Here is a 26,784-nt window from a genome sequence, read left to right as displayed (position 1 = left end):
GATTTTTGCGAGACGGACTTCACCTGACACCTCCATCCTGAGATTGCGTCAAGCCAGTCCTTTAAGAGGAAGGTTGGCCACTTTGTGGCCAACCGAAGGATTTTCTACAACACCTTTGGTAAGGGGCTTGCGCGAGGAGCGCCCCTCCGTGACCGGTGGGCCGGTTCAGTTCAGATCGGAATCGTAGCCCTCGGACAGGTCGGCCTCGGCCTCTTCGACGGCCATCAGCATCGCGTCGAGCACCTCGTCGCCGCGGTCGACGTTGGCGCGGAACCACTCCTGCACCGGGGCCGCGGCCTCGGCGAACATCGCCATCTGCTCGGGCGTCGGCACATAGATCTCGCCACCGCCGGCGACGAAGTCCTCATAGGCCTGGATTGACTTGCGCTTCGGCGAGGCGAAGGTCGCCTGCTGCAGCTGGTAGAAACCGTCCACCACCACGCGGCGCATGTCCTCGGGCATGGCGAGGAACGTCTCGTTGTTCATCCACCAGAGCGCCCCCATGTAGGCGTGGCCGTCAAGGGTGAGGTACTGCAGGCCGGCATCGGGGAACTTCATGCCCATGATGTCGGTGATGCCGTTCTTGGAGCCTTCGACCACGCCGGTCTGGAACGAGGTGAAGAGCTCCGGCCACGGGATCGGCGTCGGCGAGGCGCCAAGGGCGCGGACAAGCTCCTGCGGCAGGTCGGCGACCACGGTGCGGATCTTGAGCCCTTCGAGGTCGGAGGGCTGTTCGACCGTGCGGACGGTGTTGGCGAAGTTGCGCCAGCCGCCGGTGTTGCCCACGGTCATCAGGCGCACGGTGTCGCCGCTGTCCTCCAGCGCCATGTCGCGCATGGTGCGGACGAAATCGCCCGAGAGCACATGCTCGGCGATGCGGTCGTTGGTCATCAGGTAGGGCAGGTCGAGGACCTGCACATACGGAAAGATGCCGGCCGCGCCGCCCGAGGTGGAGATGTAGATGTCGATGGAGCCTTCGGAGACGCCCTCGATGCATTCCGCCCCGGTGGAGCAGAGCTGCGTGCCGATGAAGAGCTCGACCTCGATGGCGCCGTTCGAGGCGGCCTCGACGTAGTTCTTGAAGACCACGAGGCCATCGTAATCCTCGTCGTTCTCGTTGGAGTTCGCAGTGGCGCGGAGTGTGTATTCCTGCGCCGTCGCAAGCGAGGCAGTGCCCGCGACGAGGGCGGCCAGCGCCGCTGTCTTGAGACCTTTGAGCATGTTTTTCTCCCTAGTTTATGCTGGTCGTGTTGGTCAGTTGATGGAAGGCCCAGGGTTGATGCAAGCCTGGAACCCGATGTCCGGCGAACATCCCAGAAAGCCCGTGAGATACGGGACGGTCATGGATATTTCCGGCACATAGGTGATGAGGAAGATCACGAAGATCTCCACGGCGAGGAACGGCAGGATCGCCTTGGCGATGGCCTCCACCTTCTCGCCCGAGACGGTCGAGGCCACGAACAGCACCAGCCCCATGGGCGGTGTGGCCAGCCCCACGGTCAGGTTCACCGACATGATGATGGCGAAATGCACGGGATGCACGCCAAGCTCGGTGAAGATCGGCCCCAGGATCGGCCCCAGAATGATGATCGCCGGCCCCGCATCGAGGAACATGCCCACGATGAACAGCAGGATGTTGATGAGGAACAACAGGATCAAAGGATTCTCGGACAGGCCCAGGATGATGTCCGTCAGGATCTGCGGCGCGTATGACAGGGACACGACGGTCTTGAAGCTGACCGCCGCGCCGACCAGCAAAAGCACCGCCGAGGTCGACAGCGCCGAGCGCGACAGCACCCCCATCAGGTCCCGCGTCTTCATCGAGCGCAGCACGAAGAAGCTCACGATCAGAGCGTAAGCCACCGCGATGGCCGAGGCCTCGGTCGGGGTGAAGACGCCGATGAGGATGCCGCCGAGGATGATGATCGGGGTCTGCAGCGGGGCCACCGCCTTCTTGCAGACCAGCCGGAAGTCGTGGCTGACCTTGCCGCGGTAGAGCATCAGGAACCCGTGCGCGAAGGCGAGCATGACCGCGAAGACGATCCAGCGGTCGACCGCCTGCACGGTGTCGCCCTCGGCGTTCACGCTGGTCAGGCCCACGCGGCCCGCGATGCCGGCATAGGCCGCCATCAGCAGCCCGGCCAGGTTCAGCCGCAGCAGTGCGAAGCTGACCCAGTATTCGGTCTTGCTGATGTCCTGGCCGGTGTGCACGATCCGCTCTGCCTTGGGCAGGTCGTAGCGGTCGGCCATCAGCCGGACCATGACCATCAGCCCCAGGCCGACCAGGATCCCCGGCACGATGCCCGCGAGGAACAATGCCGCGACGCTTTCGCCCATGACATAGGCGTAGATGATCATGATGCCCGAGGGCGGGATGATCGGGCCGATGACCGAGCTTGCCGCGGTGATCGCCGCCGCGAACTTGCGGGTATAGCCGTTCTTCTCCATCGCCGGGATCAGGGTGGAGCCGAGCGCCGAGGTGTCGGCCACAGCCGACCCCGAGAGGCCCGCGAAGAGGATCGACGACAGGATGTTCACATGCGCGAGCCCGCCGCGCAGGTGGCCCATGAAGGCCTGGCTGAACTCGACGAGCCGGGTGGTGATGCCGCCCCGGTTCATGATCTCGCCCGCGAGCATGAAGAACGGCAGCGCCATCAGCGGAAAGCTGTCCATCCCGGTATAGAGGTTGCGGTAAAGCACCGACAATTGGCGCCCCTGGTCATCCAGCACCAGAAGGGCGAAGGGCGCGGCGAGCAGGCCGAAGACCACCGGCAGGCCGACCATCAGCAGCAGCAGGAAAAGCGGAAGAAACCAGATCAGCATCATTCAGCCCCCGCCATGCCGGTCCCGGGAATGGGACGCAGCCTTTGGGCACCGCCCAGCAACACGATGATCTGCCGCAGCAGCAATTCGACATTCACCAGGATCAGCAGGTTCACCCCGACCCAGAGCCCGGCATACTGAAAATTGTTCTGGAATTTCGCGCCGCACTTGCCGAACTCGATCCCGAAGGGCCAGCGCAGCGACGACGAACAGCCCCGCCCCGAGAGCGAATCGACGTGGTTGTTCAACCCCTTGTCCCACAGGATCACCAGCACCCAGAGCGAGATCGCGAACAGCACCAGACCAAGGATGCCGGCCATCATGTTGCTGAGCGCGCGCTCCAGCATGTCGATGGCGACGAACCCGCCCTGGCGGTAGGCGAGCGGCGCCATCAGCCCCACCAGCCAGATCATGCCGAAGCGTGCGCCTTCCTCCGTCCAGTTGGGCGCATCGTTCAGGACGTAGCGAAAAAAGACCTGACCCAGGATCAGGCACACCATGATCGCCAGCGCCACGACCGCGATGACGCGGCCCACGGCCAGAATGCCGGTGTTCATCCGCTCAAGCGGCCAGAGCACTCCCAGAAGCGCACCCATGGCGGCTCCTCCTCCCTCTGCGGGTCGCCGGGTTGGCGACCTCCTCCGTGCGGACCCTTGGTCTCGCGTTTGTTATTGCCGGGTCAGGGTCTTGCGCCCTGATCGCCGGATCAACCCCTGATCGACACGAAACGGCCGCCCTGGAACAACAGGGGCGTGCCGTCGCGAAAAGCCGCGCGGGTCACGCGGCCCACGATGATCGCATGGTCGCCCGCGTCGTGCACCGCCTCCCGCCGGCACTCGAAACGGGCGAGGCACCCCTCGATCAGCGGCACGCCCTGTGCGCCCGGCGCCCAGTCGAGCGCGTCGAACGCGTCCTTGGCGCGGGTGAAGCCGTCACAGATCTCGCGTTGGTGGCTGTCGAGGACATGGATCGCGTAGTGCTCGGCCCCGGCGAACAGGTCGAACCGGCTGGAGCTTTTGGCCGGCGACCACAGGACCAGCGGCGGATCGAGGCTGACGGAGGCGAAGCTGTTGGCCGTGATCCCGACAGGCCCCGGGTGCGCGGTCGCGGTAATGACCGTCACGCCGGTGGCGAAACGCCCCAGCGCGGCGCGGAAATCGCGCGGATGCTCGATCGGGTCGAAACCGGTCATGGGCGCGGCGCCTCCATCCATGCTTCAGGCCACCTCGTGTCCGAGGGCGGCCGTATAGAGCGCGTACCATGTCTGGCGGTCCATGGTCACCTTCAGCGCGTCCGACAGCCGGGCGATACGGTCCACGTTGTTGGTGCCCATCACCGGGATGATGCCGGCAGGATGCGCGAGCAGCCAGGCCGTCGCAGCCGCGGACCGGTCCAAACCGTCGCGGCTTGCCACCGCGTCGAGCACCTTGCCGATGTCGCTGTCGCCGCTCATCAGGCTGCCGCCGCCGAGCGGGGACCAGGCCATGATCGGCGTGGCGCTGCGCTGGTGAAACGCCACGTCGCCATTGGTGAAGCCCTCATGCGCGGCCAGGCTCAACTCTATCTGGTTGGTGACCAACGGGCTTTGCATGCTCGATTGCAGCAGGTCCCAGTCGTAGGGGCGGAAGTTCGAGACGCCGACCGCGCGGACCTTGCCCGCGCTCACCAGCTCGTCCAGCGTCTGGCCGGTCTCGAAATGGTCCATGAACGGGTCGGGGCGGTGGATCAGCAGAAGGTCGATCGCCTCGATCCCCATCAGCTTCAGCGAGGCCTCGACAGACCCGACGATGTGCCGGCGCGAGGTGTCGTAGTGCTTGACCCGGACGTTGCCCGAGTGGCGGCCGGCATCGACGACGATGCCGCACTTGGTCACGACCTCGATCTTGCCGCGGATCTCGGGCGTCATGGCGTTGCCCATGATCTCCTCGGCCATGTAGCCGCCATAGATGTCGGCCTGGTCCATGGTTGTGATGCCCTGGTCGATGGCGGCCGCCAGCTTGTTGCGCACATGCTCGGGGCTGGTGTCGCTGTCGTCACCCAGGCGCCAGGTCCCGTAGACGATGCGGGAAAAGTCGATGTCGTCGGTGATGCGGATGCGGTCCATCAGATGCGGTCTCCTGTGCCGAGCGGCGTGGGCGGGGTGCTGTCGGGAACCCGGCCATAGGCGTGGGGCAGAGAGCAGGTGGCAAGTTCCGGCAGGACCCGCTGGCCGAAATGTTCGGCCTCGTCGATATGCGGATAGCCGGAGAAGATGAAGGCCCGGATGCCCATCGCCCTGTAGTCCTCCAGCCGGGTCAGGACCTGGTCGGTCGAGCCCACGAGCGCCGCGCCGCAGCCCGACCGCGCCCGGCCCACGCCGGTCCAGAGGTTGGGCTCCACATAGCCGAACTGGTCGGCAAGATCGCGGGCGCGGGCCTGGTGGCCGACCCCGAGCGAGGCCGAATCATGCGCCCGGTCGCGGATCAGACGACCGTATTCGTCGTCGAGCTTCGAGGCGATGTAATCGGCGTATTCGCGGGCCTCGGCCTCGGTGTCGCGCACAATCATGTGCACCCGCAGGCCGTAGTCCAGCGTCCGGCCATACCGCTCGGCCACGGCGTTCACGTCCTTCATGCGCTGGGCCAGCTGCTCCTTGGGCTCGGGCCACATCAGGTAGACGTCGCAATGCTCGCCGCAGAGCTCCAGCGCGGCGGGGGAATAGCCGCCGAAATACAGAAGCGGGCCGCCGTTCTGCTGGTAGGGCTTGGCCGGATCGGTCCAGACATCCTTGAAATCATAGACTTCGCCGGAGAAGTTGATCTTGTCCCGGGTCCAGGCCTGACGCAGGATCTCGACCACTTCGCGGCTGCGCTGATAGCGGAACTTGCTCTCGGCCTTCTCGCCGGGGAAATCGGACGAGATCACGTTCAGCGTCAGCCGGCCCTTCAGCATGTGATCCAGCGTGGCGACGGTCCGGGCCAGCATGATCGGCTGCATCTCGCCGCAGCGGATCGCGGCGAGCATGTTGATCGAGTTCGTCAGCGGCGCCATGCCCGCCACGAAGCTCAGCGTGTCCTGCCCGACCTGGTAGGACGAGGGGCACAGGATGTTGCGAAAGCCCTGCGCCTCGGCGGTCAGGGTGATGTCGCGGCAATGCTCGAACGAAGAGCGCAGGTCGCCGTCGGGCACGCCCAGGAACTGGTAGTCGTCCGAGCAGAGCGCCGCGAACCATGACACTTCGGCGGCATCGAGATCGGCTGAGGTGACAGGGACGACGGTCATCGATTCTGGTCCTTTTTCGGTCTTCGCCCCCCTTGCGTAGCACCCGTGATTAGATGCATCAATAGTGTATCAATACGAACGAGGACCTGCTCCATGGATGGTCAGGCGCTGCCCAGATATGTCCAGATCGCCGAGATGCTGATCCGCGATATCGGCGCCGGCCGGCTGGCCGACGGTGTGCGCCTGCCGCCGGAACGGGCGATGGCCGAACAGCTGGACGTCTCCGTCGGCACCCTGCGCAAGGCGCTCGACCGGCTGGCCGAGGCGGGGCTTCTGGATCGGGTCCAGGGCTCTGGCAACTACGTCCGGGCGCGGCAAGCGGGGCGGGCGGTCTATGCCTTCTTCCGGCTCGAGCGTCCCGACGGCGGCGGCCTGCCCACGGCCGAGGTCCTGTCCGTCGACCGCGTGGCCAAGCCCGCGACCCTGCCGGAGTTCGGAGAGAGCGCCGAGGCGCACCGGATCCGCCGGCTGCGGCGGCTGGACGGGGTGCCCGTCGCGCTCGAGGAGATCTGGCTCGACGGGGCCCGGGCCGAGGTGCTGAGCCCGGCGGCGCTGTCCGAGTCCCTCTACCTGCATTACCGCGAGGCGCTGGACCTGGTGATCGGCCGGGTGGAGGACCGGGTCGGCATCGGCAAGGCCCCGCGCTGGGGCCCCGCCGGTATCGGCCCCGCGGCGGGCGAAACCTGCGGACAGGTGGACCGGCTGAGCTGGTCACAGGACGGAGAGCGGGTCGAGGCCTCCGCAACCTGGTTCGATAATGAAAAATGCAGATACGTTTCCCGCATGGGAAGAGGATAGAATGTCGAAAATAGTAAATTATGGGATCGTTGGCTGCGGCATGATGGGGCGCGAGCACATCCACAACATCGCGCTGCTGCCCGATGCCCGCGTTACCGCCGTCTACGACCCGGTGCGCGAGCTTGCGACCGCTGCCGCATCGCTGACCGGCGAGCCGACAGAGGTTATGGACAGCTTCGAGGCGCTGGTCGACCAGCCCGCGCTGGACGCGATCGTCATCGTCAGCCCGAACCACCTGCACATCGGGCAGCTGGAGCGGATTCTGACCCACCGGCCGCTGCCGATCCTGTGCGAGAAGCCGCTCTTCACCCGTCCCGAGGACCGCGAGGTGCTGGCCGGCCTGCCGCCCGACCTGGCGCCGGTCTGGGTCGCGATGGAATACCGCTACATGCCCCCGATCGCGGCGCTGATCGAACAGGCCGACCATGCGACCGGCGGCATCTCGATGCTCACGATCCGCGAGCACCGGTTCCCGTTCCTGCCCAAGATCGGTGACTGGAACCGGTTCAACGCCAACACCGGCGGCACGCTGGTCGAGAAATGCTGCCATTTCTTCGACCTGATGCGGCTGATCCTGAAGGACGAGGTCGTCCGCGTTATGGCCAGCGCCAGCCAGACCCTCAACCATCGCGACGAAAGCTACGCCGGCCGGGTGCCCGATGTCTGGGACAACGGCTATGTCATCCTCGACTTCAAGCACGGGGCGCGCGCGATGCTGGAGCTGTGCATGTTCGCCGAAGGGTCGCGCTACCAGGAGGAGATCAGCGCCGTGGGCCCGCGCGGCAAGATCGAGGCCCACGTCCCCGGGCCGGGCCGCTTCTGGCCCGCGCAGCTGGGCCCGGCCCCTGTGCCAAGACTGATCCAGAGCCCGCGGGCGCCCAAAGGTCCGATCGAGAGCCTGATCCCCGTGGACCCGACCCTGCTGGCGGCGGGCGATCACAACGGCTCCACGTTCTTCCAGCACCAGCGGTTCAACGCGGTCGTGCGCGGGCAGGGCGAGGTCGAGGTCACGCTGGAGGACGGCGCCCGCGCGGTCGAGATCGGGCTGGCCGCGCAGAAATCCGCCATGACCGGCGAGGCGGTGAGGTTGTAACGGGCGTCAGTTGACCCCGCCGGCGCCGCGGATCAGGGTACATCCATGATAGATCTTCACACCTGGACGACGCCGAACGGGCGCAAGGTCTCCATTCTGCTGGAGGAACTGGGCGTGCCCTACGACGTGCATCCGATCAACCTGGGCGAGGGGGCCCAGCGCGATCCGGCGTTTCTCGAGATCTCGCCCAACGGCAGGATCCCGGCCATCGTCGACCGGGAGACCGGACAGAGCGTGATGGAGAGCGGGGCGATCCTGCTCCATCTCGCGGAAAAGCACGGGCGTTTCCTCGGCGACGACCGGGTCGAGATGCTCGAATGGCTGATGTGGCAGATGGGCGGTCTCGGCCCGATGCTTGGCCAGGCCCATCATTTCCTCAAGTACAACCCCGGCAAGTCCGCCTATGCCGAAGAGCGTTACGGCACCGAGGCGCGGCGGCTCTACGGCGTATTGGACAGGCGGCTGGAGGGGCGCGAGTTCGTCGCGGGGTCCTATTCCATCGTCGACATGGCGATCTGGCCCTGGATCTCGCGGTTCGAGTGGCAGCGGGTGGACCTGGCGGCCTTTCCGGCGCTCTGCGACTGGTACCGCAGGGTCGCTGCCCGCCCGGCGGTGCAACGCGGCTATCATGTGCCGTATTTCGTCAACGAAGTGCCGATGCCGTGACGCTGAGCCAGTCCGAGGAAACCGCCCTCATCGGGCTCGTGCGGGACGTGGCGCGGGCCGAGATTCTGCCGCGCTTTCGCAGGCTGGAGCCGACAGAGATCCGCGCCAAGTCCCGCGCCGATGACCTGGTCACGGCGGCCGACATCGCGGCGGAACGGGCGCTGACCGAAGGGGTCGCGCGGATCCTGCCCGCGGCCCAAGTGGTCGGCGAGGAGGCGGTGGCGGCGGATGCGGGCGTGCTCGACCGCGTCGGGGCCGCCGGCCGGGTGGTGATCATCGACCCGGTGGACGGGACCTGGAATTTCGCCAAGGGGCTCGCGGTCTTCGGGGTCATTCTCGCCGTGGTTGAGGACGGAGAAACCGTCTTCGGCCTGCTCTACGACCCGGTGTTCGACGACTGGGTCGTGGCGCGAAAGGGCGCAGGGGCCTTCCTCGGTCGTGCGGGCGCGGCGCCCGTGCCGCTGTCGCTCGGACACGCGGTGCCGCTGGCCGAGGCACAGGGCTTCGTGCCGCTGTTCCTCTACCCCGAAGCGGAGCGGGCCGGGATCGCCGCGGCCATGCTCGACGTGGGCCGGGGCGGAAGCCTGCGGTGCTCCTGCCACGAATACCGGCAGATCGTCACCGGCGGGGCGGATTTCGGCCTCAACGCCCTGCTCAATGTGTGGGATCACGCGGCCGGGGCGCTGGCGGTGACCGAGGCGGGGGGATGCGCCGCGCTGGAAGACGGGCGGACCTACCGCCCCGAGATGCGCGAGGGCCGGCTTGCCGTGGCAAGCTCCGGCTCCCTCTGGCGGGCCCTGACGGATCGATTCGGCAGGGCCTGACACATGGCCGGCGCCTCTCCGCCGGCGATGCGCCCGGCGCCCGAAACCAAGCACCCCGCCCGCACAAGGGCGCCCGCCCGAGCGGTGTTGCCGCAGGCAAAGCCGCGAGACATCCGGTGCGCCGCAGGCGCTCCTTTGGATCAGGGCCCTTCACCTGTGGGCCCGGGCAGGATATTGCAGGTCTATCGCGCCTTTTCGAGGGGAGTCTCAGGCCATGAACGTGCAATCTCCGAACGACCTCAACGCCTTCTGGATGCCGTTTACGGCGAACCGCCAGTTCAAGACCGAACCGCGCATGTTCGTGGCCGCCGACGGGATGTATTACACCACGTCCGACGGCCGCCAGGTGCTCGACGGCACGGCCGGTCTGTGGTGCTGCAACGCGGGCCACAAGCGTCCCAAGATCGTCGAGGCCGTCCAGGCGCAGGTCGCCGAGATGGATTACGCACCCGCCTTCCAGATGGGCCACCCCAAGGCGTTCGAGCTGGCCAACAAGCTGGTGAACATGGCCCCCGAGGGGATGGAGCATGTGTTCTACACCAACTCCGGCTCCGAATCCGTCGAGACGGCGCTCAAGATCGCGCTGGCCTATCACCGGGCGAAGGGCGACGGGGCGCGCAGCCGGCTCGTGGGCCGCGAGCGGGGCTATCACGGGGTCAATTTCGGCGGCATCTCGGTCGGCGGCATCGTCAACAACCGCCGCTTCTTCGGCAGCCTGCTGACCGGCGTCGACCACCTGCCGCACACCCATCTGCCCGAACAGAACAAGTTCGTTCGCGGCCAGCCCGAGCATGGCGCCCATCTGGCCGACGACCTGGAACGGATCGTCGCCCTGCACGGGGCCGAGACCATCGCCGCCGTGATCGTGGAGCCGATGGCAGGCTCGACCGGGGTGCTGCTGCCCCCCAAGGGCTACCTGGAGCGGCTGCGCGAGATCACCCGAAAGCACGGCATCCTGCTGATCTTCGACGAGGTCATCACCGGGTTCGGCCGCCTCGGCAGCTCGTTCGCGGCAGAGCATTTCGGGGTCACGCCCGACATCATGGTGACCGCCAAGGGCCTGACCAACGGCGTCATCCCCATGGGCGCGGTGATGTGCACCGCCGAGATCCACGACGCCTTCATGAACGGCCCCGAGCACGTGATCGAGCTGTTCCACGGCTATACCTATTCCGGCAACCCGATCGCGGCCGCGGCCGGCATCGCCACACTCGACACCTACCGCGAGGAAGGTCTGTTCGAGCGCGCGGCCGAGCTTGCGCCCTACTGGGAGGACATGCTGCACGGTCTCAAGGGCCTGCCGCACGTGATCGACATCCGCAACATGGGCCTGATCGGCGCGATCGAATTGGAGCCGATCGCGGGGTCGCCGACCCAGCGGGCGTTCTCGGCCTTCCTGGCGGCCTACGACAAGGGCCTGCTGATCCGCACGACGGGCGACATCATCGCCATGTCGCCGCCGCTGATCATCGAAAAGGACGAGATCGACCGCATCGGCGAGACGCTGAAGGACGTGCTGACCTCGATCGACTGATCCAGGAACGCCGGAGATCCATCAAGGATGGCCGCTCCGGTTAGAGCCCGGGCCGGCTTTCATGTCCTGCGCGGCCTGGCCGCCTGTTCCGGAACAGGCCCGCACACCGGCCCTCCCAGCGACACCGTCGCTGCGGGGATGTCAGCGGGTGGAGAGTGGTCTGTCTCGGCGGGCAACGGCGAGTCCAGGGCCCGCGCACCAACAGGCCGCGCCGTGCCCCGGCGGGCCGCCACGCCCCCCGCAGCTGGACAGGGTCCTGCCGGGCCCTTTGCCGGTGGGTCCGACCGTCCCCCCGTTGATGCAGGCCGCGGGTGTCGATGCGCCAGACCTGCCCGGGCATCATGCCGCCTTCCAGAACATCATGCTGCCGTCCAGAAGGAGGGGGCTGCGCCGCCGGCCCTCCGGCCCGTCGGCCGGCCCGTTATTGGTCGACACGCTCCCGTACGGCCTTCCCGTCCGACAGGGCGTCATTGGGGTGGGTCACGACCAGGTCGCCGGATTGCAGGCCGGACAGAACCTGTGCCACCCGGGCGTTGCGCCGGCCCAGATCGACCGCCCGCAGCTGCGCCACACCGTTCGAGACCGCGAACACGCCCCAGGCCTCGCCAAGCCGGAATGTCGCGCTCAGGGGCACCTGCAGCACGTCGTCGGCCTGCCATTCCACGATCCGCAGGAACACGGCAAAGCCGTCGGCCAGCCCCTCGCGCCCCTCCGCCGGCGAGGTGAGCGAGAACAGGGCATCTACGCGCTGTTCCTCGATCCCCAGGGCCGAGACCTCGGTCCGTGCCGAGGGGTAGATCCGCACCAGCTCAGCTTCCAGCGGTGCTCCCCCCCAGCGCTCGACGATGGCCGGGGCGCCGGAGGCGAGGCGCACGGCATCCGTCGACAGAAGGTCGGCCACGATTTCCAGGTCGGCGGGGTCCCCGACCGAGGCCAGCCGCATGCCGGCGGTGACGGGGCGGGCGCTGACCACGTCCACCGACAGCACCACCCCATCCGAGGGCGCGGTCAGCGGCACGCAACAGGCCCCGTCCTCTGGATCGCTCGCGCCGCTCTCGACGAGGGTAGCGCGGACCCGGGCCAAAGAGCCTTCGGCCATGGTGATCCGGGCGCGGGCGGCCTCGACCGCGGCATTTGCGATGGCGAGCTTCTCACCGGCATCCTCCAGCTGGGTCAGGCTGGCGACGCCGCGTTCCAGCAAGGTGCGCGACCGGTCGTAATGGGCCTGCGCATGGGTCTGTTCCTCTTCGGTGCGGGTCAGGTCGGAGCGGGCGACCTCAAGCGCGGCGGCCGCCTCCTGAACCGCGGCGTCGGCCTGCAGGCGGCTGCGGGCGTCCAGCAGGCCGGGGGCCGTGGGCTCGACCACGGCGATCACCGTCTCGCCAGCCACGACCCGGTCACCGACCGCGACCGGCGACCGGCGGGCGACCCCGGTGATCGGCGCGGCGATCTCGTAGACCTCGCGGATCCGGGTCTTGCCGTCCACGTCGACCGTGACCTGCATCGGCCCCGAGGCGATCTCGTGCAGGTCGACCAGCACCGGATCGGCGTGGAAGCTGACCCAAAGGAACCAACCCAGTAGGCCGGCGCCGATGAGGCCGGCGATCAGAAGGCGAAGCGGTTTGCGCATGGTCACTCCCTCGTTTTCATGACGGCCACCAGGTCGAGCCGGTCGAGCCTGCGCCGCACCAGCAGCACCGACCCCAGCGCCGCGGCCAGCACCACGAGGCTGGCCCGCGTATAGGCGGCCGTGTTAAGAACCAGCGGCAACGCATAGAGATCGCTGGAAAATCCGCGCACCATGGCCTCGGTGAACAGCCGGCCCAGCGCCCAGCCCAGGGGCTGCGCGAGCAGGGCCAGCAGCATTGTCTCGCCCACCAGCACGTAGGAGACCTGCGCCCTGGAAAAGCCCAGGATCCGCAGGCTGGCCAGTTCGCGGGCGCGCTCGGACAGCTGGACGCGGGCGCCGTTGTAGGCGACGCCAACCGTGATCAGCACCGCGATCATCATGTAGACGCCGGTCATCACGACGACATTCTGCTGGATCGTTTCCCGGAACGACCGGCGGGTGCTGGACATCATCACGGTCCCGGTGAGATTCGGGATCGCCGCGATCGCGGCGTGAAGCGCGTCGATCTCGGTGCCGTCCAGCGTGACATTGGCCACCGAGATCCGCGGCGACTGGCGGAACAGGCCGTTGAGATAGGCCAGGTCCGTATAGGCGCCGAGCCCGAAATACTGCTGAACGACGCCCGAGACGTGCATCCGGTAGGTGCCCCGGTCGCCGCTGAGGAACGCGACTTCGACCGTGTCGCCCGGGGCAAGGTGCAGTTGCGCGGCCAGACGTTCGGCCAGCAGGATGCCGCCGGGTGGCGCGTCCAGCGGGGCGCCCTGCCGCGACAGGACGCGGCTGAGGTCGGCGCCGGGCAAACGGGCCTCGATCGGGACGCGTTTTTCGTATTGCGCGTTGCGCAGGATGGCCGAGTGGTATTGTTGCCCCTCCACCTGCCGGACCCCGGGCAGGCGGGCGACATCCTCGAGCGCGGACAGCGGCAGGTCGTGGGAGAAGATCAGCATCGCGTCCTGCCGGTTGGACTGGAAGAAGGCTGCGTCGATCACCCGGTCCAGCGCGTCCGACATGAAGGTCGAGGTCATCACGGCGGCCACCGCCAGCGCCACCCCGAGCGAGGTCAGTGCGCTGCGGCCCGGCCAGCGGGTGACGCTGCGCAGGATCATCACCGTGGGCTGGGACAGGCGGGCCGCGGCCATGGCGCGGTCCAGCAACGTCTGGCGGAACCGGGGCGGGGCAGGGGGCTGCATCGCGATGGCGGGCGGCAGCAGGGCCGCGCGTAGCGCACTGCGCAGCGCACCCAGCGTCGCGGTCAGCAGGGCCACCGCCGCCGAGACCGCATAGACCCAGAGCTCCACCCGGAAGATCAGGAACGGAAAGTCGAAGAACTGGGCATAGAGCTGCGCCATGACCCGCGCCATCCAGGTGCCGGCGGTCCAGCCGATGCCGATGCCCAGCACCGCGATCAGACCGGCAAGCATAAGATAATGCAGGCAGATTTCGGCGTTGGAATAGCCCAGGGCCTTGAGCAGGCCGATCTGGCTGCGCTCCAGCGCGACGATCCGGCCCATGACCATGGCCACCAGGAAGGCCGAGATGCCGAAGAAGACCGGCGGCAGGATCATCGCCATGCTGCGCAACTGCGTGATCTCGGCATCCACGAAGCTGTTGGAGAGCTGCTTGTCGCGCCCGAACGCGCCAAGGCCGCCGTAGGGGTCCAGCAGGTCGTCCAGTGCCTCGATCACTGGCCCGGGCGGGGTGCGGGCATCGAGCGACAGCGAGACGTCGTTGAACGCCCCGCCCATGTCGAAGGCCGCGGCCACGGCATCGCGCCGCATCCACAGGATGCCGAAGGTCCTGTTGTCGGGCATCAGCGCGCCGGGGCCGATGGTATAGATGAACTCGGGCGACAGCACGGTGCCGGTGATCGTCAGCGGGCGCTTGCGGCCCCCGAGGTTGGCCTCGATTACGTCGCCGGGCTGAAAGCCGTTGGCCAGCGCGAAGGTCTGGTTCACCGCCACTTCCGACGGGCTTTCGGGAAGCCGGCCGGCCCGCAGGATCGGGATGTTGAGCCGGGGCGCCCGGGCCTCTGGCAGGGACAGGATGCGGCCGACGGCGGTCTCGGCCCGGCCCGGCATGTCGAGGATCGCGTCGCCGGTCACCCGCGCCTCGACCGCCAGCACGCCGGGGATGTCGCCGATCTCGCGCAGCAGGCTTTCGGGGGCGCGGCGGGCCGAGGCAAAGACGTCGCCGAAGCGGTTGCGCTCGTAATAGGCGCTGCGGGTGTCGTCCAGTGCGCGGTACATGCCGAAGGCCGTCAGCAGGATCGCCACGCCGCAGGCCAGCACCAGCGCGATCGCCAGCGCCTGCGCCCAGAGCCTGCGAAAGTCGCGCAGCAGCTTGCGGTCGATGGCCGGCATCCCCCTCACCACGCGATCTCGGAGGGGGCGATGCGGGTCGCGTTTTCGGTGACCTCGCCGATCGACCCGTCCTGAAAGCGGATGACCCGGTGCGCCATCTTCCGGATCTCGGCGTTGTGGGTGATCACGACCGTGGTCGTGCCGAACCGGTCGTTGATCTCGCGCAGGGCCTCCAGCACCTGGATCCCGGTCTGGCTGTCGAGGGCGCCCGTGGGCTCGTCGCAGAGCAGGATCTCGGGGCGCTTGGCGATCGCGCGGGCGATGGCGACGCGCTGCTGCTCGCCGCCCGACATCTCGGACGGGAAATGGTCCGCGCGGGGGCCGAGACCCACCAGCGCCAGCGCCTCGTCGGGGGGCATCGGGTCGCGGGCGACATCAGTCACCAGCTGGACGTTCTCGCGGGCGGTCAGACTGGGCACGAGGTTGTAGAACTGAAACACGAAGCCCACGTGGTCGCGGCGATAGCGGGTCAGGCCGCGGTCGTTCATGCCGGTGAGCTCGGTCTCGCGGAACCAGACCCGGCCGCTGGTGGCGCGATCGAGCCCGCCGAGGATGTTCAGCAGGGTGGACTTGCCGCTGCCCGAGGGGCCGAGCAGCACTGCGAATTCACCGGCGTAAAGGTCCAGATTCACGCCCGAGAGCGCATGCACCTGGCCGCCGCCGGTCTCGTAGACCTTGCCGACGTCGCGGGTCCGAAAGACCGTGTCGCGCCTCGCCGTCATGCCGGGCCACGGGACTTCGGGCCCGTCCGGCGGGACAGGGCGGCGATTGCGGGGCAGCCGGGGGCGGCGAGCATCGGACCTCCATCGAGGATTGCCGGATCGCCATCAGTTTGCACAGCTTTCGCGCCGCCGCGTTGAGCGAGATCAATCCACAAGGGGCGATGTTCAGGTCCGTCGTGCATCGCGCCGGAGCGCGTCCCGTGTCGCGGCCCGGCGGCGCCTGTGTGCCCGGTGCGGGCTGACGGCGGGCATCCGGCGGGCCCAGGATGCATGGCGGTTCAGGCGATCGGCACAAGGGCGCCGTGGGATCGGATCACCCGCCCCGCGAGCCCGGCCGCGGCCGCCACCGCCTCGTCGATCGACCGGCCCTGCAGCTGCGCGGCCAGGTATCCGGCGTTGAAACTGTCCCCGGCGGCGGTGGTGTCGACGACGGTCTCGACCGCTTGGGTCTCGTGCCAGGTCTGCACCCCCGCGACCCGGGCCAGCACCGGCCCGGGGCCGTTCTTGACAATGACGCATCCGACGCCCGAGCCGGCATAGCGGGCGGCCGTCGCCTCGGGGTCCGCATCGCCGAACCAGGCCGCTTCGTCTTCGTGCGAGGGCAGGGCGATGTCGCTTACGGCCGCGGCCCGGGTGATCGCCCCGGTCATCTCCGACGGCGAGGCCCAGAGCCGGGGGCGCAGGTTCGGGTCGAAGACGATCGTGCCGCCGCGGCCGCGAAGCTCGGCCAACGCCTCAAGCAGCGCCTCGCGGCCCGCGGGCGGCAGGATCGCAAGGGTGATGCCGGAAAAGACCGCGAGGTCCGCGCCCGACAGGGCCTCCGTCAGCGCCGCGGGGTCATCGGCAAGCGTGCGGGCCGCGCTCTGGCCGCGCCAATAGCTGAAGCTGCGCTCGCCGTCCTGAAGCTGGATCATGTAGAGCCCGACTGTCCGGTCCGAGGACCGCGCGATGTGATCCACGCCGAGGTCTGCGCCCCGCAGGAAGTCCAGCATCTGGTCCGACGCGGCATCCCGCCCCACGGCGGTCACGTAGTCGATCCGGTCGGCGGCGGGCAGAAGCTGCCGCAGATACCACGCGGTGTTCAGCGTATCCCCGGCGAACCCCATCCGGTAGAGCCCGGCGGGGCCGGTCGGCGCCATCTCGATCATGCACTCGCCTATCGCGGCGATGCGTGTCATTCGCGGGTGTCCTGGAAGAAGCTGTGGTCCTGGGCCTTCACCTCCTCGATCCGGATCGTGATCCGCGCCAGATGCGCGGTGATCGCCGCTTCGGCCGCGTCCGCGTCGCCGGCCGCGATGGCATCCCGTATGGCGATATGCTCGCCGTAGGCCATCTTCTGGGAAGAGGTATTCAGGGTCAGCATCCGAATCCGGTCCATGTGGGCCTTGCTCTCCTGGATCAGGTCCCAGACGTAGGCGACCCCGGCAATCCGGCAGATCTCGATGTGAAACGCGTCGTCGAGCGCGTGGAAGACTTCGGGATCATTGGCCTCGATCGCGGCCTTCTGCTGCTCCATCAGGTCGCCCAGCCGGGCGAGGCCCGCGTCGGTGCGGGTCTCGCAGGCGGTGCGGCAGGTCTTGACCTCCAGCGCCGTGCGGATGAATTGCGCCCGCAGCACCGCGTCTTCCGAAATCAGGCTGACGGTCGTGCTGCTCTGCGGGCGGATCACCAGAAAGCCAAGCTTGGCCAGCCGCTTGAACGCCTCGCGCACGGGCTGGCGGGACACGCCCATCTTTTGCGACACCTCGGTTTCCGAGATCCTCGTGCCGGGCGGCAACGCCAGGGTCAGGATGCGCTGTTGCAGGGCGGCGAAGACCTGGTCGGCCACCGTTGGCTGGGGCGCCTGCCGCAGGACGGGCAGGGCAAGCTGACTGTCCCCTCTTGCAACTCCTTGGCTCATGTCAGGCGGTCCCGTGTGGATACTTCTGCGTCGAAGATAGCATTTTTCCCGGCATCTGCAACTAGGATATTAGTTTACATTCCAGAATTGCCTGACTAGGATACTAGTCGAGAGGACGCGGTGGAGCGTGTCGTCGAAGGGACGGAATCGGGGGACACCATGGCTTTGCTGGACGACGACCGGCTGTTTCCGACGGACCCCGCGGTGCGGTCCCTGGCGCGAGAGCTCTACCAGGCCGTCAGGGACCTGCCGATCATCAGCCCCCACGGTCATACCGACCCGCGTTGGTTCGCCGAGAACGCGGCCTTTTCCGATCCGGCCAGCCTGTTCGTGACGCCCGACCACTACGTCTTCCGGATGCTGCATTCGCAGGGGATCGCGCTGGAGGCGCTGGGCGTGCCGCGGGTGGACGGGGGCGAGACCGAGCGGGACAGCCGCAGGATCTGGCGGCTCTTCGCAGAGAATTACCACCTGTTCCGGGCCACGCCCTCGCGGATGTGGGTGAACCATGCCCTGCAGACGGTCTTCGGCGTGACCGAACGGCTTTCGGCCGGCTCCGCCGACGCGATCTACGACCGGATCGACGCGCAGCTCAGGACCGAGGCCTTCCGCCCCCGCGCCCTGTTCGAGCGGTTCAACATCGAGGCGATCTCGACAACCGAAAGCGCCATCGACGACCTGAAGTGGCACCGAATGATCCGCGAGAGCGGCTGGGCCGGCAAGGTGGTGACCGCCTATCGCCCCGACGCCGTCGTCGACCCGGAGTTCGCCGGTTTCGCCGAGAACGTCGCCCGCATGGGCGAGATGGCCGGCGAGGACGCCACCACCTGGGCCGGCTATCTTGCCGCGCACCGCAACCGGCGCGCCTTCTTCAAGAGCTTCGGCGCGACCTCGTCGGACCACGGCCACGCGACGGCGCGGACCGAGGACTTGCCGCAGGACGTCGCGGCGCGGCTCTTCGACACGGCGTTGCAGGGTCGCTGCACGGCCGACGAGGCCGACGCCGTCCGCGGCCACATGCTGACCGAGATGGCGCGGATGAGCCTCGATGACGGGCTGGTGCTGCAGATCCATCCGGGGTCGGCCCGCAACCATTCGGCAGGGATCCTCGCCCGGTTCGGCCGCGACAAGGGCTACGACATCCCGACCCGCACCGATTACGTCGCGGCGCTCGCGCCGCTGCTGAACGCGGTGGGCGAGCGGGCGGAGCTGACGATCATCGTCTTCACCCTGGACGAGACCTCCTATTCCCGCGAGCTGGCGCCCCTGGCCGGCGTCTATCCCGCGCTGCGCCTCGGGCCGCCCTGGTGGTTCCACGACAGTTTCGAGGGGATGACGCGGTTCCGCGAGATGGCGACCGAGACGGCCGGTTTCTACAACACCGTCGGCTTCAACGACGACACCCGCGCATTCTGTTCCATTCCCGCCCGCCACGACGTGGCGCGGCGCGTGGACTGCGCGTTCCTGGCCACCCTGGTCGCCACGGGGCGGCTGGACAGGGACGAGGCACCCGAGGTCGCCCATGACTTCAGCTACCGGCTTGCCAAGCAAGCTTACCGGCTCTGACGAGCCACCCGAAAGGGAGGAAGACATGACCTATATCAAGACACTCGGTGCGGCGCTTCTGGCCAGCGTCGCCATGGCCTCGGCGGCCACGGCGTGCGAGATCACGTTCCGCTCGTCGGACACGCATCCCGACGGCTATCCGACCGTGGCCGCCGTGAACGCCATGGGCGACATGCTGGAAGAGCGGTCGGACGGGCGGCTCTGCATCGAGGTGTTCCACTCGGCCCAGCTGGGCGAGGAAAAGGACACGATCGAGCAGACCCAGTTCGGCGTGATCGACATGAACCGGGTCTCGCTCGGGCCGTTCAACAACATCATCGAAGAGACGCAAATCCCGTCGCTGCCGTATATTTTCCGCTCGACCGAGCATATGCACAACGTCATGGACGGCCCCGTTGGCCAGCAAATCCTCGACGCTTTCTCGGACCACGACCTGGTGGGCCTTGCGTTCTACGACGGCGGCTCGCGCAGCTTCTACAATTCCGAGCGGCCGATCACCTCGATCGAGGATCTCGAGGGCCTGAAGTTCCGCGTGATGCAGTCGGACATGTTCGTGGACATGGTCGCCGCCCTCGGCGCCAACGCCACCCCGATGCCCTATGGCGAGGTCTATTCCTCGATCCAGACCGGGGTGATCGACGGGGCCGAGAACAACTGGCCGTCCTACGACAGCTCGGGCCATTTCGAAGTGGCGCAGTACTATACCCTCGACCAGCACCTGATCGTGCCGGAAGTGCTGGTGATGGCGAAATCCACCTTCGACGCCCTCTCGCCGGAAGACCAGGAGCTGGTGCGCCAAGCCGCCCGGGATTCCGTGCCTGTCATGCGTGAGCTCTGGGCCGAACGGGAGGCCGAATCCGAGGCCCGCGTCGCCGGCGTCGAGGTGATCTCGGACATCGACAAGACCCCCTTCATCGAGGCGATGGTCCCGGTCTACGAGAAATACGTCACCTCGCCGGTCCTGCAGCAGATGGTGCTCGATATCCTGGCCACCGAATAGGCCCGACCCGGCCCGGCCGCGCGATCGGCCGGGCCCTGATCCTTCATCCCAGGGAGCGTTCCCCGTGCAAGACACGATGAGATCCATTGCGATGGCCACGGGCCTTGTCGCGCGTGCCGCGCTCTGGCTTGCCGGGATCGGCCTGGTGCTGATGACCCTGCTTATCGCGGCGCAGGTGTTCTGGCGCTACGTACTCAACGACAGCATCGTCTGGACCGAGCCCGCCTCGGTCATGATCATGGGCTGGTTCATCTTTCTGGGTGCGGCGGTGGGCATCCGCGAGGGCTATCACCTCTCCTTCGACGTGGTGCTCTATGTGGTCCCGCACGGGACCAAGCAGGTGCTTCATTCGAAATCGGACCTGGTGGTGGCGGGCTTTGGCGCGGGGATGATCTGGTTCGGCTGGCAGCTTGCTGTAAAGACGGCTGGCAACATGCTGCCAAGCCTGGGAATTTCCGGGGCCTATGACTTTGTGCCGCTGGTCGCGGGCGGCGGCCTCATCGTCCTTTTCTCCATCGCGCGCGTCGCCCGCCGCGCCGCAGGTCTGCCGACCGCGCGGTTCGGCGACGCCCCGGTCGAGGAGTGAGCCATGGAACTCTATGTCCTCTTCGGCACCTTCGTTTTCCTGCTGCTGATCTGCACGCCGGTGGCCTTCTGCCTCGGGGTCTCGAGCTTCGCCACCGTGGCCTATCTGGGCCTGCCGCCGGTTGTGGTGTTTCAGCGGCTGAACTCCGGCGTGTCGGTTTTCGCGCTGATGGCGATCCCGTTCTTCATCTATGCCGGCGACCTTATGGTGCGCGGCGATATCGCCCGCCGACTGGTGGCGCTCGCCGGGGCCTTCGTGGGCCATTTCCGGGGGGGGCTGGGGCAGGTCAACGTGTTGTCCTCGGTCATGTTCGGCGGCGTGTCGGGATCGGCCGCGGCGGATGCGAGTGCTGTCGGCGGCCTGATGGTGCCGCAGATGAAGGAACGCGGCTATGATGTTGATTACGCGGTAAACATCACGGTCGTAAGCTCGATCATCGCGCTGCTGCTGCCGCCCTCGCACAACATGATCATCTATTCGATCGCCGCGGGCGGGCGCATCTCGATCGCCGATCTCTTCACGGCCGGGATCATCCCAGGCTTTCTGCTGGCACTGGTGCTGATGATCACCGCCTGGTGGGTTGCCAAGCGCAAGGGCTATCCGACGCAGAAATTCCAGGGCTTCCGGATGATCGGCACGCTCTTCGTGTCCGCCGCGCCGGGTCTGATCCTGGTGGCGATCATCTTCGGCGGGGTCCGGTCGGGGATCTTCACCGCCTCGGAATCCTCCAATATCGCAGTGGTTTACGCCCTGTTGGTGACCTTCTTCGTCTACCGCAGCCTCAGCTGGCACGACTTCATCGAGGCGACCTTCGCCGCCGTGCGTACCACTGCGATGGTGCTGCTGGTGATCGGCTGCGCGGCCTCCTTCGGCTGGCTGCTGGCCTACACCAAGGTGCCGGCGTCGATGGTGTCGCTGCTGCAGGGCGTGTCGGACAATCCGATCGTCATCCTTTTGCTGCTGAACGTGGTGCTGCTGATCCTGGGCACCTTCATGGACATGTCGCCACTGATCGTCATCACCACGCCGATCTTCCTGCCCGTGGCCACCGCCTTCGGCGTGGACCCGGTGCATTTCGGCGTGATCCTGATCCTGAACCTCGGGATCGGCCTCTGTACGCCGCCGGTCGGCGCGGTGCTCTTCGTGGGCTGCGCCGTCGGGCGCATTCCGATCTGGACCGCCGTGCGCTCGATCTGGCCGTTCTACGGCGCGGCCTTCGTGACCCTGCTGCTTGTCACCTACATCCCCGCGCTGTCCCTGTGGCTGCCGTCGGTCTTTCGCTGAGGTTCCGTCATGCGCTTTCCCGTCGTTCCCACCGATCCCGGCGTGACCCGCCAGGTCCTCGCCGACAGCCCCGAGCTGATGGTCGTCGCCTTCCGTTTCGAGCCTCAGGCCGAGGGAAAGCGGCACGACCATCCGCATGTGCAGGCGACCTATGTGGACTCGGGCCGTTTCACCTTCTTCGTCGGCGAAGAGAGCCACGACCTCGGGCCCGGCGACAGCCTGGTGGTCCCCTCCGGCGTGCCCCACGGCTGCCGCTGCGAGGCGGCGGGCCTGCTGATCGACACGTTCACCCCGCGCCGCGACGATTTTCTCTGATCCCAAGGACCTGTGATGATGCTCAAGACCCAGACCCGCCACGCGATCGACCCCGCCACGGCCAGGACGCTGGATACCGACCAGCTGCGCGACCATTTCCACGTGGGCGGGCTGTTCGCGGCGGGTGAGATCAACCTGGTCTACAGCCACTACGACCGGCTGATCCTCGGCTCCGCAGTGCCGGCGGGCGGCAGCCTGACTTTGGACGCGGTCGCGGCCACGGGCACCGCCACGATCCTCGAGCGGCGCGAGATGGGCGTGCTCAACATCGGCGAGGCCGGGACCGTCCACGCCGGTGGCGAGAGCTACACGCTGGAGACCGGCGAGGTGCTCTATGTTGGCATGGGGTCGGGGCCGGTGACGTTCGAGGGCGCGGGGCGGTTCTATGTGCTCTCGGCGCCGGCGCACCAAAGCCATCCGACCACGCTGATCAGGCTCGCCGATGCCCGGCGGGTCGAGCTCGGCGCCCGCGAGACCGCCAACGAGCGCGTCATCATCCAGTTCCTGCATCCCGAGGTCTGCCAATCCTGCCAGTTGCTTATGGGCTATACGCAGTTCGCCGAGGGCTCGGTCTGGAACACCATGCCCGCCCATACCCACGACCGGCGGATGGAGGCCTATCTCTACTTTCAACTCCCCGAGGAGGGCCGCGTCTTTCACCTGATGGGCGAGCCAGCCCAGACCCGCCACATCGTCATGGCCAACGAGGAGGCGGTGATCTCGCCGCCCTGGTCGATCCATGCGGGCGCGGGCACGTCGTCCTACACCTTCTGCTGGGCGATGGCGGGCGACAGCGTGGATTTCACCGACATGGACATGATCGCGATGGGGGATCTGCGGTGAGCAATCCGTTCGACCTTTCCGGGCGGCGGGCGCTGGTGACCAGCGCCAATACCGGTATCGGCCAGGCGATCGCCCTTGCGCTGGCGCAGGCCGGGGCCGAGGTGATCTGCGCCGGCCGGCGGCCCAGCGACGAAACGGTCGCGATGATCGGCTCGGCCGGCGGGGTGGCCACGTCGCTGCTGGTCGATTTCAGCGATCCGATGGCCGGGCAGGGCTTGTTCGAGGGCCGCGGCATTGACATCCTGATCAACAACGCGGGCATTATCCGCCGCAACGACGCGGTCGATTTCACCGAAGAGGACTGGGACGACGTGATGGACGTCAACCTCAAGGCGCTGTTCTTCACCACCCAGGCCTTTGCCAGGGCGGTCTTCGCCGTGGGCGGGACCGGCGCGGTCGTGAACATCGCGTCGCTGCTGACCTTCCAGGGCGGCATCCGGGTGCCGTCCTACACCGCGGCCAAGCACGGCGTCGCCGGGCTGACCAAGCTGCTCGCCAACGAATGGGCGGCAAGCGGCATCAACGTGAACGCGGTCGCCCCGGGCTATATCGAGACCAACAATACCGCAGCCCTGCGCGAGGATCCCGCGCGGAGCGGGGCGATCCTCGACCGGATCCCGGCGGGCCGCTGGGGCCAGGCGTCCGATATCGCGGGCGCGGTCGTCTACCTCTGCACGCCGGCCGCTGGCTATGTCCACGGCGCGGTTCTCAACGTCGATGGAGGCTGGCTTGCCCGCTGACGTATCGGAAACCGTGGCCGGCGTGCGTCCCGCGACCGGCATCGTCCACCTCGGTCTCGGGGCGTTCTTTCGCGGCTTCGGCTGCGTCTATGTGGCCGACGCCATGGCCGCTTCGGGGGGCGATTGGGGGATCGTCGGCGTCTCTCTCCGAAGCCCGGCCGTGCGCGACGCACTGCGGGCGCGGGGGTGGAGCTATACCTCGGTCGTGCTGGACCCTGATGGCGAGAAAATACGGGATATCAGCGTCTTGAATGACGTTCTTGTCGCGCCGGAGGACCCCGAGGCCGTGCTTGTCGCGATGGCGGACCCGGCGGTCCGGATCGTCACGCTGACGGTGACCGAGAAGGGCTATTGCCACAATCCGGCGACCGGGGCGCTGAACCTCGCGCATCCCGACATCCGCCACGACATCGCCAACACGCTTCCGGTCTCGGCGCCCGGCTTCCTGGTCCGCGCCCTTGCGCGGCGCCGCGCGGCGGGAAGGGCGCCATTCACCGTGCTGACCTGCGACAACCTGCCGGAGAACGGCCGGCTGGTGCGCGGCATGGTGCTGGAGCTGGCGGAGCGGATCGACCCTGCGCTCGCCGCCTGGATCGCCGCCGAGGGGCGCTTTCCCGCGACCATGGTCGACCGGATCACCCCGGCCACGACCGGGGACGACATCCAGCGGATCGACGCTCTGACCGGTCGGCACGACGCGGCCCCGGTCTTGCACGAGCCGTTTTCGCAATGGGCGGTCGAGGACGATTTCGTCGGCGGCGCCCGCCCGGATTTCGAGGCGGCGGGGGTCGAGATGGTCGCGAACGTGACCGCCCACGAGCACATGAAGCTGCGGATGCTGAACGGCACCCATTCGGCGCTGGCCTATACCGGCTATCTCGCCGGGCACGAGACCATCGCACGGACCATGGCCGACCCGGTCTTCGCCGCCTATGCCCGGACGCTCTGGGCCGAGATCATGCCCGCGGTGACGGCGCCCGAGGGGGTGGACCTCGCCGCCTACGCCGAAGCGCTGTTCGAGCGCTACGCCAACCCGGCGATCCAGCACCGCACCTGGCAGATCGCCATGGACGGCAGCCAGAAGCTGCCGCAGCGGATCCTCGGCACCCTGCGCGACACGCTGGGGGCGGGCCGAACGGCGCCGGGCCTCTGCCTCGCGGTCGCGGCCTGGATGCGCTACGTCACGGGGCGCGACGAGGCCGGGGCGGAGATAGATGTCCGCGACCCGCTCGCCGAACGCCTGCGCGGCCTCGCCGCCGAGGAGGAGGGCCCGGCGGAAATCGTCGCGGCACTCCTGTCGGTCGAGGATATCTTTCCGGACGATCTTGCCGCCGAGCTCCGCGCACCGATCACGACGGCGGCCGAGGCGATCTGGTCCCGCGGCGTGCGCGCCGCCATCGCGGAGAGGGTCACATGATCGAATGCTGGCGCTGGTATGGCGAGTTCGACAGCATCTCGCTGGGCGAGGTCGCCCAGACGGGGGCGCGGGGCATCGTCACCGCCCTCCACGACATCCCCTATGGCGAAGTCTGGCCGCGCGAGGCCATCGCCCGGCGCAAGGGCCTGCTGGCCGCGGCCGGCTTCGACTGGGCCATGGTCGAGAGCCTGCCGGTCCACGAGCGGATCAAGCGCGGCGACGGCGACCTTGGCCCGCTCTTCGCCAATTATCGCCAGTCCCTGGCCAACCTGGCCGCCGAGGGGGTGATGTCGGTCTGCTACAACTTCATGCCGCTGCTGGACTGGACCCGGACCGATCTTGCCGCGCCCGTGGCCTCTGGCGCGACCTGCCTGCGGTTCGAAGCGGTCCGCATGGCCGCCTTCGAGGTCCACATGCTGGGCCGGCGCGAGGCCGAGGCGGATTATCCCGCCGAGGTCCTGACCCGCGCCGCCGCCTGGTTCCAGGCCGCGACCGAGGCCGACCGCGACGGGCTGCTCGGGGCGATCATGGCCGGGATGCCCGGCGCGTTCGACCGCTACGACGTGGCCGGGCTGCGGACCGCGCTCGCGGGCTACGACGGCATCGGGCGCGAGGGCCTGCGGGCCAATTTCAAACGGTTCCTCGATGAGGTCGTGCCGACCGCCGAAGAGCTGGGGATGCGGCTTTGCGTGCATCCCGACGATCCGCCGCGCGACATCCTGGGGCTGCCCCGCATCGTGTCGGACAGCCACGACCTGGCCTGGGTGCTGGCGGCCCATGAAAGCCCGGCCAACGGGATAACCTTCTGCTCGGGCTCACTGGGGGCCAACCCGGCCAATGACGTGCCCGCGCTGGCGGCGCAGGTGGCCGACCGGATCCACTTCGCCCATCTGCGCAATGTCCGGAAGGACCCGGACGGCTCTTTCGAAGAAGATGCCCATCTCGACGGCGACACGGACATGGTGGCGCTGATCCGGGTGCTGCTGGACGAAGAGGCCCGCCGTCGCGCGGCCGGGCGTGCCGATCACGCGATCCCGTTCCGTCCCGATCACGGCCATCACATGCTGTCGGACCTCACCCGCGAGATGATACCCGGCTACCCGCTGATCGGCCGGCTGCGGGGGCTGGCCGAACTGCGCGGCGTGATCCGGGCGCTGTCGCACGGGTGAGCTGTCGGGCGGCGTTCGCCGGGTCAGTCCGCGGACCGGGGGAACCTTTGCCGGCCCCTCGACCCCGATGGCAGTGGCAGAGCGGTCCCGGCGCCGCGGCATCCGTGGCACCGGGACCTTGACGCGGCGGCGCGCGCCGGGGTGAGGTGGGAGGGGCGCCCCGCCTCTCCGTCGAATTGCCCAAGGACCAAGCCATGCCCCTCGCGCCCCCGCAACAGCCGCCGCCGGCCCGCAACACAGCGACGGGGCAGGG

General features: G+C 67.9%; 25 protein-coding genes. 14 read left to right on the top strand and 11 right to left on the bottom strand.

Features of this window, described 5'->3' with window-relative positions:
• Window positions 1–165: 165 nt before the first annotated feature.
• The 6 genes from ROA7023_RS02590 to ROA7023_RS02565 form a co-directional block, all read right to left on the bottom strand.
• Window positions 166–1,221, bottom strand: a complete 1,056-nt coding sequence (locus ROA7023_RS02590) for a TRAP transporter substrate-binding protein (RefSeq protein ID WP_085877417.1) — start codon at window positions 1,219–1,221, stop codon at window positions 166–168.
• A gap of 33 nt (window positions 1,222–1,254) precedes the next feature.
• Window positions 1,255–2,823, bottom strand: a complete 1,569-nt coding sequence (locus ROA7023_RS02585) for a TRAP transporter large permease (RefSeq protein ID WP_085877451.1) — start codon at window positions 2,821–2,823, stop codon at window positions 1,255–1,257.
• Window positions 2,823–3,419: a TRAP transporter small permease gene (locus tag ROA7023_RS02580; protein ID WP_085877416.1), complete on the bottom strand. Its 597-nt coding sequence runs from the start codon at window positions 3,417–3,419 to the stop codon at window positions 2,823–2,825. The genes ROA7023_RS02585 and ROA7023_RS02580 overlap by 1 nt, the downstream gene beginning before the upstream one ends.
• A 110-nt stretch (window positions 3,420–3,529) precedes the next feature.
• Window positions 3,530–4,015 (bottom strand): flavin reductase family protein, encoded by a 486-nt coding sequence (locus ROA7023_RS02575; RefSeq protein WP_085877450.1) that lies wholly within the window; start codon window positions 4,013–4,015, stop codon window positions 3,530–3,532.
• Between the two features lie 24 nt (window positions 4,016–4,039).
• Complete coding sequence (locus ROA7023_RS02570) at window positions 4,040–4,927, bottom strand: aldo/keto reductase (RefSeq protein WP_085877415.1); 888 nt, start codon at window positions 4,925–4,927, stop codon at window positions 4,040–4,042.
• Window positions 4,927–6,084 (bottom strand): LLM class flavin-dependent oxidoreductase, encoded by a 1,158-nt coding sequence (locus tag ROA7023_RS02565; RefSeq protein ID WP_085877414.1) that lies wholly within the window; start codon window positions 6,082–6,084, stop codon window positions 4,927–4,929. Before ROA7023_RS02565 ends, ROA7023_RS02570 begins: the two co-directional genes overlap by 1 nt.
• Window positions 6,085–6,177: 93 nt before the next feature.
• On the opposite strand from ROA7023_RS02565, the gene ROA7023_RS02560 reads away from it, so the two are divergent.
• From ROA7023_RS02560 to aptA, 5 genes are all read left to right on the top strand, one after another.
• A complete protein-coding gene (locus tag ROA7023_RS02560) occupies window positions 6,178–6,882 on the top strand; it encodes a GntR family transcriptional regulator (protein WP_085877413.1) in 705 nt (234 codons plus the stop codon).
• Between the two features lies 1 nt (window position 6,883).
• Window positions 6,884–7,975: a Gfo/Idh/MocA family protein gene (locus ROA7023_RS02555; RefSeq protein WP_085877412.1), complete on the top strand. Its 1,092-nt coding sequence runs from the start codon at window positions 6,884–6,886 to the stop codon at window positions 7,973–7,975.
• A gap of 45 nt (window positions 7,976–8,020) precedes the next feature.
• Complete coding sequence (locus ROA7023_RS02550) at window positions 8,021–8,641, top strand: glutathione S-transferase family protein (RefSeq protein ID WP_085877411.1); 621 nt, start codon at window positions 8,021–8,023, stop codon at window positions 8,639–8,641.
• On the top strand, window positions 8,638–9,465 hold the full coding sequence (locus ROA7023_RS02545) for an inositol monophosphatase family protein (RefSeq protein WP_085877410.1): 828 nt from the start codon (window positions 8,638–8,640) through the stop codon (window positions 9,463–9,465). The genes ROA7023_RS02550 and ROA7023_RS02545 overlap by 4 nt, the downstream gene beginning before the upstream one ends.
• Window positions 9,466–9,679: 214 nt before the next feature.
• Complete coding sequence (aptA, locus tag ROA7023_RS02540) at window positions 9,680–10,999, top strand: omega-aminotransferase AptA (RefSeq protein WP_085877409.1); 1,320 nt, start codon at window positions 9,680–9,682, stop codon at window positions 10,997–10,999.
• A gap of 421 nt (window positions 11,000–11,420) precedes the next feature.
• On the opposite strand, the gene ROA7023_RS02535 is transcribed toward aptA, so the two are convergent.
• The 5 genes from ROA7023_RS02535 to ROA7023_RS02515 all read right to left on the bottom strand — a co-directional run bounded on the left by ROA7023_RS02535 (window position 11,421) and on the right by ROA7023_RS02515 (window position 17,611).
• Window positions 11,421–12,629, bottom strand: a complete 1,209-nt coding sequence (locus ROA7023_RS02535; RefSeq protein WP_085877408.1) for an efflux RND transporter periplasmic adaptor subunit — start codon at window positions 12,627–12,629, stop codon at window positions 11,421–11,423.
• Between the two features lie 2 nt (window positions 12,630–12,631).
• On the bottom strand, window positions 12,632–14,989 hold the full coding sequence (locus tag ROA7023_RS02530; RefSeq protein ID WP_085877407.1) for an ABC transporter permease: 2,358 nt from the start codon (window positions 14,987–14,989) through the stop codon (window positions 12,632–12,634).
• Between the two features lie 5 nt (window positions 14,990–14,994).
• Window positions 14,995–15,711: an ABC transporter ATP-binding protein gene (locus tag ROA7023_RS02525; RefSeq protein WP_085877406.1), complete on the bottom strand. Its 717-nt coding sequence runs from the start codon at window positions 15,709–15,711 to the stop codon at window positions 14,995–14,997.
• A 278-nt stretch (window positions 15,712–15,989) separates the two neighbouring features.
• On the bottom strand, window positions 15,990–16,889 hold the full coding sequence (locus ROA7023_RS02520) for a sugar kinase (RefSeq protein WP_085877405.1): 900 nt from the start codon (window positions 16,887–16,889) through the stop codon (window positions 15,990–15,992).
• A complete protein-coding gene (locus ROA7023_RS02515; RefSeq protein ID WP_085877404.1) occupies window positions 16,886–17,611 on the bottom strand; it encodes a GntR family transcriptional regulator in 726 nt (241 codons plus the stop codon). The genes ROA7023_RS02520 and ROA7023_RS02515 overlap by 4 nt, the downstream gene beginning before the upstream one ends.
• Before the next feature lie 159 nt (window positions 17,612–17,770).
• Here ROA7023_RS02515 and uxaC point away from each other — a divergent pair, with 159 nt between their 5' ends.
• The 9 genes from uxaC to uxuA all read left to right on the top strand — a co-directional run bounded on the left by uxaC (window position 17,771) and on the right by uxuA (window position 26,531).
• On the top strand, window positions 17,771–19,177 hold the full coding sequence (gene uxaC, locus ROA7023_RS02510) for a glucuronate isomerase (protein ID WP_085877449.1): 1,407 nt from the start codon (window positions 17,771–17,773) through the stop codon (window positions 19,175–19,177).
• A gap of 25 nt (window positions 19,178–19,202) precedes the next feature.
• On the top strand, window positions 19,203–20,177 hold the full coding sequence (locus ROA7023_RS02505) for a TRAP transporter substrate-binding protein (protein ID WP_085877403.1): 975 nt from the start codon (window positions 19,203–19,205) through the stop codon (window positions 20,175–20,177).
• A 76-nt stretch (window positions 20,178–20,253) separates the two neighbouring features.
• A complete protein-coding gene (locus tag ROA7023_RS02500; RefSeq protein WP_085877402.1) occupies window positions 20,254–20,763 on the top strand; it encodes a TRAP transporter small permease in 510 nt (169 codons plus the stop codon).
• 3 nt (window positions 20,764–20,766) lie between these two features.
• Window positions 20,767–22,047 (top strand): TRAP transporter large permease, encoded by a 1,281-nt coding sequence (locus ROA7023_RS02495; protein ID WP_085877401.1) that lies wholly within the window; start codon window positions 20,767–20,769, stop codon window positions 22,045–22,047.
• Between the two features lie 9 nt (window positions 22,048–22,056).
• Window positions 22,057–22,362 (top strand): cupin domain-containing protein, encoded by a 306-nt coding sequence (locus ROA7023_RS02490; protein ID WP_085877400.1) that lies wholly within the window; start codon window positions 22,057–22,059, stop codon window positions 22,360–22,362.
• Between the two features lie 18 nt (window positions 22,363–22,380).
• Window positions 22,381–23,205: a 5-dehydro-4-deoxy-D-glucuronate isomerase gene (gene kduI / locus ROA7023_RS02485; protein ID WP_085877448.1), complete on the top strand. Its 825-nt coding sequence runs from the start codon at window positions 22,381–22,383 to the stop codon at window positions 23,203–23,205.
• Entirely contained in the window at window positions 23,202–23,945 is a 744-nt protein-coding gene (kduD, locus tag ROA7023_RS02480; protein ID WP_085877399.1) for a 2-dehydro-3-deoxy-D-gluconate 5-dehydrogenase KduD, read from the top strand. The genes kduI and kduD overlap by 4 nt, the downstream gene beginning before the upstream one ends.
• Window positions 23,935–25,362: a mannitol dehydrogenase family protein gene (locus tag ROA7023_RS02475; protein ID WP_085877447.1), complete on the top strand. Its 1,428-nt coding sequence runs from the start codon at window positions 23,935–23,937 to the stop codon at window positions 25,360–25,362. The genes kduD and ROA7023_RS02475 overlap by 11 nt, the downstream gene beginning before the upstream one ends.
• Entirely contained in the window at window positions 25,359–26,531 is a 1,173-nt protein-coding gene (gene uxuA / locus ROA7023_RS02470; RefSeq protein ID WP_085877398.1) for a mannonate dehydratase, read from the top strand. The genes ROA7023_RS02475 and uxuA overlap by 4 nt, the downstream gene beginning before the upstream one ends.
• Window positions 26,532–26,784: the final 253 nt, after the last annotated feature.

Source organism: Roseisalinus antarcticus (assembly GCF_900172355.1).
GTDB lineage: Bacteria > Pseudomonadota > Alphaproteobacteria > Rhodobacterales > Rhodobacteraceae > Oceanicola > Oceanicola antarcticus_A.
Note: the sequence above shows the minus strand (reverse complement) of the source record. Positions and strands in the feature narration are given on the sequence as shown.